This is a genomic window from Erwinia pyri (genome assembly GCF_030758455.1).
GTDB classification, from domain to species: domain Bacteria; phylum Pseudomonadota; class Gammaproteobacteria; order Enterobacterales; family Enterobacteriaceae; genus Erwinia; species Erwinia pyri.
Map to the genome: position 1 here is coordinate 937,565 of NZ_CP132353.1, position 9,652 is coordinate 947,216.

8 protein-coding genes are annotated in these 9,652 nt (G+C 57.6%); all 8 read left to right on the forward strand.

All coding sequences use genetic code 11. From position 1 onward, the window contains the following. Positions 1-6: 6 nt before the first annotated feature. Entirely contained in the window at positions 7-2,253 is a 2,247-nt protein-coding gene (gene ptsP, locus Q3V30_RS04430; protein WP_306210850.1) for a phosphoenolpyruvate--protein phosphotransferase, read from the forward strand. Between the two features lie 141 nt (positions 2,254-2,394). Next, entirely contained in the window at positions 2,395-3,276 is an 882-nt protein-coding gene (gene lgt, locus Q3V30_RS04435) for a prolipoprotein diacylglyceryl transferase (RefSeq protein ID WP_306210852.1), read from the forward strand. Next, the gene (gene thyA / locus Q3V30_RS04440; protein WP_306210854.1) at positions 3,273-4,067 is read left to right on the forward strand and encodes a thymidylate synthase; all 795 of its coding nucleotides are present in this window, start codon (positions 3,273-3,275) and stop codon (positions 4,065-4,067) included. The genes lgt and thyA overlap by 4 nt, the downstream gene beginning before the upstream one ends. A 300-nt stretch (positions 4,068-4,367) precedes the next feature. After that, on the forward strand, positions 4,368-4,814 hold the full coding sequence (locus Q3V30_RS04445) for a prepilin-type N-terminal cleavage/methylation domain-containing protein (protein WP_306210856.1): 447 nt from the start codon (positions 4,368-4,370) through the stop codon (positions 4,812-4,814). Next, the gene (locus tag Q3V30_RS04450) at positions 4,805-5,353 is read left to right on the forward strand and encodes a prepilin peptidase-dependent protein (protein WP_428979235.1); all 549 of its coding nucleotides are present in this window, start codon (positions 4,805-4,807) and stop codon (positions 5,351-5,353) included. Before Q3V30_RS04445 ends, Q3V30_RS04450 begins: the two co-directional genes overlap by 10 nt. Beyond that, the gene (locus Q3V30_RS04455; protein ID WP_306210860.1) at positions 5,350-5,781 is read left to right on the forward strand and encodes a DUF2509 family protein; all 432 of its coding nucleotides are present in this window, start codon (positions 5,350-5,352) and stop codon (positions 5,779-5,781) included. The genes Q3V30_RS04450 and Q3V30_RS04455 overlap by 4 nt, the downstream gene beginning before the upstream one ends. Next, a complete protein-coding gene (locus Q3V30_RS04460) occupies positions 5,759-6,067 on the forward strand; it encodes a prepilin-type N-terminal cleavage/methylation domain-containing protein (protein ID WP_306210863.1) in 309 nt (102 codons plus the stop codon). Before Q3V30_RS04455 ends, Q3V30_RS04460 begins: the two co-directional genes overlap by 23 nt. An 84-nt stretch (positions 6,068-6,151) precedes the next feature. Beyond that, a complete protein-coding gene (gene recC, locus Q3V30_RS04465) occupies positions 6,152-9,532 on the forward strand; it encodes an exodeoxyribonuclease V subunit gamma (protein WP_306210865.1) in 3,381 nt (1,126 codons plus the stop codon). Positions 9,533-9,652 lie beyond the last annotated feature (120 nt).

The window sequence follows — 9,652 nt, forward strand, 5'->3', positions numbered from 1 at the left end:
TAGATTATGCTCACACAGCTTCGCGAAATAGTTGAAAAAGTGGCGGGAGCGCCCCGGCTCACTGAGGCGCTCGATATCCTGGTCAATGAGATCTGCCTGGCGATGGAAACCGAAGTCTGTTCGGTCTACCTTGCCGATCACGATCGCCGCTGCTATTACCTGATGGCGACACGTGGGTTGAAAAAACCACGTGGTCGCACTGTCGCACTCGCCTTTGACGAAGGGATTGTCGGGCTGGTGGGCAGGCTGGCTGAGCCAATCAACCTTGCTGACGCGCAGAGTCACCCCAGCTTTAAATATGTCCCCTCCGTAAAAGAAGAGCGTTTCCGCTCGTTCCTGGGCGTACCTATTATCAGCCGTCGACAGCTGTTAGGCGTGCTGGTTGTGCAGCAGCGGGAGCACCGGCAATTCGACGAGAGCGAAGAGTCGTTCCTGGTCACTCTGGCGACGCAGATGGCGACTATCCTGTCGCAATCGCAGCTGAATGCGCTGTTTGGACAATATCGTCAGACGCGGATCCGTGCGCTGGCCGCATCGCCCGGCGTGGCGGTTGCAGAAGGGTGGGTGGATATCACGCAGCCTTCGCTTGAGCAAGTTTTCGCCGCCTCCACGCTTGATACTCATCGTGAGCGTGAGCGCCTCTCGCTGGCGATGGATGAAGCCTCCAGCGAATTCCGCCGCTACAGCAAACGCTTTACCGCCAGCGTGCATAAAGAGAGCGCGGCAATCTTCGATCTCTATTCGCACTTACTCAGCGACAACCGGCTGAAAAAGGATCTCTATGCCGAGATCGATGCGGGTTCGGTTGCCGAGTGGGCGGTGAAGAAGGTCATCGAGAAGTTCGCGGCGCAGTTTGCCAGCCTGCAGGACAGCTATCTGCGGGAGCGCTCTGGCGATCTGCGCGTTCTGGGGCAGCGGCTGCTGTTTCACCTCGACGATACCGTGCAGGGCACCAATACCTGGCCTGAACGGTTTGTGCTGGTGGCCGACGAGCTGACAGCGACCACGCTGGCGGAGCTGCCGCACGACCGGTTATCCGGGGTGGTGGTCAGAGATGGCGCCTCAAACTCGCACGCGGCCATTATGGTGCGCGCGATGGGCATCCCGACGGTAATGGGCGCAGATATTCAGCCCGAGCTGCTGAACGGCAGGTTGCTGATTGTGGATGGCTATCGCGGCGAGCTGCTGGTGGATCCCGAGCCGGTGCTGGTGCAGGAGTACCAGCGGCTGATCAGCGAAGAAAATGAGCTGAGCAAGCTGGCCGAAGATGTGGTTGAGCAGCCCGCACGGCTTAAAAGCGGCGAACTGGTTAAGGTGATGCTGAACGCCGGGCTTAGCGCCGAGCACGAAAAAGCGCAGGGAAGCTGGGTTGATGGCGTCGGGCTCTACCGTACCGAAATCCCCTTTATGCTGCAAAACGGCTTCCCCTCTGAAGAGGAGCAGGTGGCGCAGTATCAGGGCATGCTTCAGCTGTTTCTGGAGAAACCCGTTACGCTGAGAACCCTTGATATAGGAGCGGATAAGCAGCTGCCCTATATGCCTATCTCGGAAGAGAATCCCTGCCTGGGGTGGCGCGGTATTCGCCTGACGCTGGACCAGCCGGAAATTTTCCTGGTGCAGGTTCGGGCCATGCTGCGCGCCAACGTCGCCAGCGATAACCTCAGTATCCTGCTGCCGATGATCACCAGCATCGATGAAATTGACGAAGCGAAACGGCTGATCGATCGTGCCGGTCGTGAAGTGGAAGAGATGCTGGGCTACGCCATCCCCAGGCCCAGGATCGGCGTGATGATCGAGGTGCCATCTATGATCTTTATGATCGGGCATCTCACCGGGCGCGTGGACTTTGTCTCTGTGGGCACCAACGATCTGACGCAGTACCTGCTTGCTGTCGATCGCAATAATACCCGCGTAGCTAATCTGTATGACTGCCTGCATCCTGCCGTGTTGCGAGGTCTGAAAACCATTGCGCTGGAAGCGGAAAAAGCGGATATCGAGCTCTGCCTGTGCGGCGAAATGGCGGGCGATCCGATCTGCGTGGCGGTGCTGGTGGGTCTGGGATATCACCACCTCAGTATGAATGGGCGTAATGTTGCCCGGGTGAAATACCTGCTGCAGCATATCGATTATCAGGAAGCGCGGCAGCTTGCAGAGCAGAGCCTTAAGGCTACGCTGACCAGTGAAGTGCGTCACCAGATCGCCGCTTTTATGGAGCGCCGTGGGCTTGGCGGCCTGATCCGGGGCGGTCGCTAGCACTCTTAACAAAGTTTACAGTTCCGCCGGATCGCAACAATTGCCGCTGTGCTATGATGCGCGCCTTAATGCAGCGCCCTGCGCGCACTGGTACTCATTCCGTCGCCTGCCGGTCAGGACAGACTTTAAAAATGGTGAAAGATGAACAACGGCTATCTGGCTTTCCCTCAATTCGACCCGGTGATCTTCTCGATCGGGCCAATCTCTCTGCACTGGTACGGACTGATGTACCTGGTCGGCTTTATTTTTGCCATGTGGCTGGCGGTACGGCGTGCCAACAAACCCGGCAGCGGCTGGAAAAAGGAAGAAGTTGAGAATCTGCTCTATGCAGGCTTCCTGGGGGTATTTCTGGGCGGCCGTATCGGCTATGTACTGTTCTATAATCTGCCGCTGTTCCTGGATAATCCGCTCTATCTGTTCAAAGTCTGGGATGGCGGCATGTCATTCCACGGTGGCCTGATTGGCGTGATCTGCGTGATGCTCTGGTTTGCCCGTCGCACTAAACGTAACTTCTTCCAGGTTGCTGATTTTATTGCTCCGCTGATCCCCTTCGGGCTGGGCGCGGGCCGCTTGGGTAACTTTATCAACGGTGAGCTGTGGGGCCGCGTGGCACCCGATCTGCCGTGGGCAATGCTCTTCCCTGGCTCACGCAGCGAAGATGTCGCGCTGGCGGCTACCCATCCTGAATGGCAGTCGCTGCTGGCGACCTATGGCGTTCTGCCGCGTCACCCTTCGCAGCTCTATGAGCTGCTGCTGGAAGGGGTGGTGCTGTTTATTATTCTTAACCTCTTTATCCGCAAAAATCGGCCGATGGGTGCGGTTTCCGGCCTGTTCCTGATTGGTTACGGCGCCTTCCGCATCATTGTGGAGTTCTTCCGTCAGCCTGATGCGCAGCTTGGTCTGTTCGACAACGCCATCAGCATGGGACAAATTCTCTCTCTGCCGATGATCCTGGCAGGGGTAATCATGATGGTCTGGGCTTATCGCCGCCAAAGCGCGCAGCAATTACGAGAGGGCAAATGAAACAGTATCTGGCGTTAATGAAGAAAGTGCTGGAAGAGGGCACGCCGAAAAATGACCGTACCGGCACCGGCACGCTGTCGATTTTTGGTCACCAGATGCGTTTCAATTTGCAGGAAGGTTTTCCGCTGGTTACCACTAAAAAGTGCCATCTGCGTTCTATTATCCATGAACTGCTCTGGTTCCTGAACGGCGACACCAATACCGCCTATCTGCAGGAAAACAAAGTCTCTATCTGGGACGAGTGGGCAGATGAAAATGGCGATCTTGGACCGGTTTACGGTAAACAGTGGCGTAGCTGGGGGGCGGCAGACGGCCGTCAGATTGACCAGCTCAGCAACGTTCTCAAGCAGCTGAAAAGCGATCCGGACTCACGCCGGATTATCGTTTCCGCTTGGAACGTGGGCGAGCTGGATGAGATGGCGCTGGCACCTTGCCATGCGTTCTTCCAGTTCTACGTGGCGGACGGCAAGCTCTCGTGCCAGCTCTATCAGCGCTCCTGCGACGTCTTCCTGGGCCTGCCGTTTAACATCGCCAGCTATGCGTTGCTGGTGCATATGGTGGCGCAGCAGTGCGATCTGGAAGTGGGCGATTTCGTCTGGACGGGGGGCGACACGCACCTCTACAGCAACCATATGGATCAGACTCATCTGCAGCTGACCCGCGAGCCGCGTTCGCTGCCGAAGCTGATTATCAAACGCAAGCCAGCCTCGCTGTTTGATTACCGTTTTGAAGATTTTGAGATTGAAGGGTACGACCCGCATCCGCCTATCAAGGCACCGGTCGCTATCTGATGATCAACAGGAGCGGGTAAAACCGCTCCTGCTACGACATCTGATTATGACGGGTGAGCGCACGCGTACACCTCATCAAATATCGTTCCCTTCTTAAGACCTTCCCCTGCAATAATCAGCCTGGCGTGACCCGCATTAACATCTCTGGCAGCGCATTTGCCCACTCTCCGGCCGCATTTTTACGAGAGCCTTCGCAAAAATTCTTCCCGAAGCAGCAACAGAAATTATTCACTGGATTGTGTCTCGCAGGCGCAGATTTTTCCGCTGGACGGCTCCGGCAGAAAAAGCAGAATAGCCGCTATGAAAACGTCGGGATTTACCTTAACCGAGCTGTTAATTGTGATGGTGATCGCCAGCATACTCACTCTGGGCGCAACGGGCGGCTGGCTGCGCTGGCAGCAGCTTCAGCGGTTGAACGACAGCGCACGCCAGGTTCACCATTTTCTTCTGCGGTTACGTGCAGAAGCAAACGAGCAGAACAGCCAGCTTTTGCTGTGGCAGAGCGGGAAGAGAGCCTGGTGCATCGGCAGCGGTCCGCCTCTGCCCTGTGCAACACCATCACGCAAAATAGTCGCTGCGCCCTGGGCGGAGGTTTCACTGCACTCTTTGACGGAGGGGATGGGCTTTTATGGTCGCCGTAACGTGGCGAAACCAGGCCGCATTGTGCTCGCTGGGGCCGCAGGAGAACGGCATATCATTGTCTCCTCCCGCGGTCGGGTAAGAATCTGCGAGGATGAGTGCCCATGAAACAGGGCGGATTCAGCCTGATGGAGATGCTGATTGCGCTGGCCGTCAGCAGCGTGCTGTTAGTGGGTGCCGCCAGAGTGCTGCCGGCGCTGCAACGCCACAATCTGCAGACGCTGATGCGCTTTCAACTGCATGAGGAGATCCAGCTAATGATGGCTACGCTGCAAAAAGCGGTAATCAGAGCGGGCTACTGTAAAGGAGAGTGTGCCGGTGCTGGCCTGCGGATTGCAGAAAGCGGGCGCTGCTTTTTGGTGCGCTGGGATGAAAACAGCAACGGAAGATGGGAAGGGATCGGCAGCGCAGAGAGCGACTTCTACGGTTACCGCTTCCGTCAGGGCAGCCTGGAGACGCAGCGCGGCGTTGAGAGCTGTGAAGGGAGCGGCTGGGAGAAGCTCAACGATCCGGCGACGGTCATCCTTTCTGATTTTCAGATAGTGCAGAATGCCAAACAGATACGACTGACTCTTACCGCTTCTGCCAGAGCCTTTCCACAGCAGCCGATCACCCTTGAGCGCTGGATCACGGCGGGGAATTTATGAAGCAGGCTGGCAGCGCCCTGTTTATGGTGATCGTTCTGCTGGCGCTTTCGGCTGCGCTGCTGGGTGCCACTCGCAGGCAGTTGGATCAGAGCTTAAGCCGGACCGGTGACGAGCAGCACTACCTGCATCAGACCAGTCAGGCCCTCTCTGCACTTGCCTGGGGTAGTCGGCAGGCCTGGCCCGCCAGCGCGGGATGGCAGTGTCGGCAGGAGCGCGCCGCTGGCTGGCGAAGCTGTCTTTATCAGGCGGAAAGTTCTCCTGCGCTGCTGCGTGGGGGGAGTGGAACCGCAACGGTTGCCCTCTATCAATGGGTGAAGTGGAACCGGGAAAGTGGCCGGGTGGCCGCCGTGCCGCATGGCTGGCTGGACTACTGCCCGCTGGCAGAAGAGGGGAGGTGCGAGCCCGATGAGGCAACAGCAGGGTTTTAGTTTAGCGGAGACGCTGGTGGCGCTGGTTCTGTTTGCCAGCAGCCTGGTGGCATTGATGCATTATCAGATCGCGCCGGTAAAAGGGTTTCAGCTGCAGGCAGAGCAAAAAGAGGCCTGGCGATATGCCTGGCAGCGTTTCGAAGGCTATCAGCCGCCGCGCTGGCAAAGCTCGCTGACACAGCAGCCGGCCTCTTCGGGCTGCCAGCTTCTGACGTCAACAGTCGTCAGCCCGCTGGGGCGCAAGGCGAAGCTGACGTTGTTACGCTGCCCGCAGGCTGACGAGTAACCCGGGGATTTTGCAACGGCGTCAGGACGGGGTAAAGTATCGGCGCATCGCGCCATTCAGCAATTCAGCCATTCAGGAGCCACCATGTTTACCGTTTATCACTCTAATCAGCTGGATCTGCTGAAAACGCTGGCGGCCTGGCAGATTGAGAACCAGCCGCTGCGCGATCCGTTCCAGTCTGAAGTGGTGCTGGTACAGAGTCCCGGCATGGCGCAGTGGCTGCAAATGTCCCTTGCGGAGCAGTTTGGCATTGCGGCGAATATTACCTTCCCGCTGCCCGCGAGCTTTATCTGGGATATGTTTGTACGGGTTCTGCCTGATATCCCCAAAGAGAGCGCGTTCAATAAAGCCAGTATGAGCTGGAAGCTGATGACCCTGCTGCCGGAGATGCTCTCACACCCTGAATTTACGCTGCTGGATCACTACCTGACGGATGACGGGGACAAACGCAAGCTGTTCCAGCTGGCTTCCCGCATTGCCGATCTCTTTGACCAGTATCTGGTTTATCGCTCCTCCTGGCTCAACAGTTGGGAGAAAGGGAAGCTGATTGAGGGGCTGGGCGAAGCGCAGCAGTGGCAGGCTCCTCTGTGGGCGGCGCTGGTTGAGTACACACGGGAACTTGGCCAGCCTGAATGGCACCGCGCCAATCTCTACTCACGCTTTATCTCCACACTGGAAAACAGTAGCGTGCGGCCGCCAAATCTGCCCGACAGAATATTTATTTGTGGTATATCGGCTTTGCCGCCCGTCTATCTGCAGGCTCTGCAGGCGCTTGGAAAGCATATCGATATTCATCTGCTGTTCACTAACCCCTGCCGCCACTACTGGGGGGATATTCAGGACTATGCTTTTCTGGCAAAACTGCAAAGCCGTCGTCGTCAGCATTATCAACAGCAGCGGGAAAGCGCGCTGTTTCGTCAGCCTGACGCGGCCGAGCTTTTCAATGAGGCCGGTGAGCAGCAGTTAAGCAATCCGCTTCTCGCCTCCTGGGGAAAGCTGGGCAGGGATAACCTGTTTTTGCTGGCACAGATGGAGTGCCGGGAAATTGATGCGTTTGTTGATATCGAGCCCACCACGCTGCTGCAGAGCCTGCAGCACGATCTGCTGGAGCTGGAAGATAATGCGGTCATAGGCCTGCAGCTTGAAGAGTGGGAAACCAGTCGCCGCAAACGTCTGCTGGATCCTGCAGACAGATCGGTCAGCATTCATCTCTGCCACAGCCCGCAGCGGGAAGTCGAAGTTCTGCAGGACCGCCTGCTGCAAATGATGGCGAGCGATCCCCTGCTTTCTCCGCGTGATGTGATTGTGATGGTAGCGGATATTGATGCCTACACCCCTTTTATTCAGGCCGTGTTTGGCAATGCTCCCGCAGACCGCTATCTGCCTTTTGCTATCTCAGATCGCCGGGCCAGCCAGGCTCACCCGGCGCTACAGGCTTTTATCTCGCTGCTGACGCTGCCAGACAGCCGTTTCACCTCAGAAGAGGTGCTGGCCCTGCTGGAAGTGCCCGCTCTGGCAAACCGCTTTGCTATCAATGAAGAGGGGCTGAAGCGGCTGCGCAGTTGGGTGGAGGAGTCAGGGATCCGCTGGGGGCTGGATGATGAAACCATTCGTAATCTGGAACTCACGCCAACCGGGCAGCATACCTGGCATTTTGGCCTGACCCGCATGCTGCTGGGCTATGCCATCAACAGCGAAAGCGGCCACTGGCAGGGCGTGCTGCCCTATGATGAGTCGAGCGGACTGATAGCCGAGCTGGCGGGGAACCTGGCAGAGCTGCTGATGCGGCTTCGCTACTGGCGGGCTTTATTAAACGAGGAGAGAGCGCTTGAGGAGTGGTTACCTCTCTGTCGGGCGCTGCTTAACGACTTCTTTGCCGGTGATGCCGACACGGAAGCGGCTCTGGCGCTGATTGAAGATCAGTGGCAGCAGGCGATTAACTGCGGTATTCAGGCAAAGTACGATCGGGCTGTGCCGCTTTCGCTGCTGCGTGATGAGCTGGCAGGCCGCCTTGATCAGGAGCGTATCAGCCAGCGCTTCCTGGCGGGTCCCGTTAACTTCTGTACCCTGATGCCGATGCGATCCATTCCCTTCAAGGTGGTTTGTCTGCTGGGTATGAACGATGGGGTCTACCCCCGCACGCTGCCGCCGCTTGGCTTTGATCTGATGAGCCAGAAGCCTGAAAAGGGCGACCGTAGTCGCCGTGATGATGACCGCTATCTGTTTCTTGAGGCGATTAATTCTGCGCAGCAGATGCTCTATATCAGCTATATCGGCCGGACGATTCAGGACAACTCAGAACGCTTCCCTTCGGTGCTGGTGAGTGAACTGGTGGAGTATATCAGCCAGAGTTTCTGCCTGGAGAGGGACCGGATGCTGGATGTGGACAGCAGCGCAAAGGGCGTGGTCGATCATATCCATCATCTGCACAGCCGGATGCCCTTTGCGGCGGAGAACTTCTCTCCCCAGGCGGAGTTCCGCAGTTTTGCGGCCGAGTGGCTGCCTGCCGCCACGGCCAGTGGCGTCCCGCATCCCGCCTTTATGCAGCCGTTACCGCCGCTGGTGGTGGAGGAGCTTAACCTTGAGCAGCTGATGCGTTTCTGGCGTCATCCGGTGCGGGCCTTTTTCAGCCAGCGGCTGGGGGTAAGTTTCGTGCTTGAAGAGACCAGCCTGCCCGATGCAGAACCCTTTTTGATGGATAACCTGAGCCGCTATCAGGTCAACAAACAGCTGCTGAATACGCTGATTGATGAGCAGCCCACCGAGTCGCTTTACGATCTGCAACGGGCTGCGGGGTTGCTTCCTTATGGCGCCTGGGGAGAGCTTTTCTGGCAGTCTCAGCTGGAAGAGATGGCGGAACTCGCCAGCCGGGTACGCGAGCAGCGAACAGAATCAGCGAGCTGGGAAATCGCGCTTCAGGTGGGGGGCGTTCAGCTTCACGGCTGGCTGCCACAGGTTCAGGATGACGGGCTACTGCGCTGGCGTCCCGGCCATCTCAATTTTACCGATGGCCTTTCCTTGTGGCTGGAGCACCTGGTCTACTGCATGCTGGGCGGCCAGGGCAGCAGCAGAATGTTTGGCAAAAAAGAGAGCCAGTGGCGGTTTCCACCGCTGAGCGTTGAACAGGCCGGCTCGTGGCTGGAGCGCTATGTCGATGGCTACCGGCAGGGGATGTGTTCGCCTCTGCTGCTGCTGCCGCGCAGCGGCGGTGCCTGGCTGGAAGCGGCCTGGGATGAAAAGTCCGGGGCGCTGTTGCATGATGAGAGCAGCCAGGCGAAAGCCAGCAGCAAGCTGCTTCAGGCGTGGCAAGGGAACCAGCAGATCGAAGGCGAGGGAAGCGATCCCTATCTGGCACGCCTTTTCCGCACCCTGGATGAGGAAATAGTGCAGCAAATCGCCCGGAATGCGGAAATTTGGCTGTTGCCGCTGTTGCAGATGAATGACACAGGGCGGGACATCCTGTAGTGTTACTTTATAACCATTTGCCGTTTTTTACTTTCTTGTTTCCCTGCCGTCCACAGCCGGCAGGGAAAATATCCAGGGTAAACTTCTGCTGCCCTCCCTGCTGACAGAGAGGGAACAGCC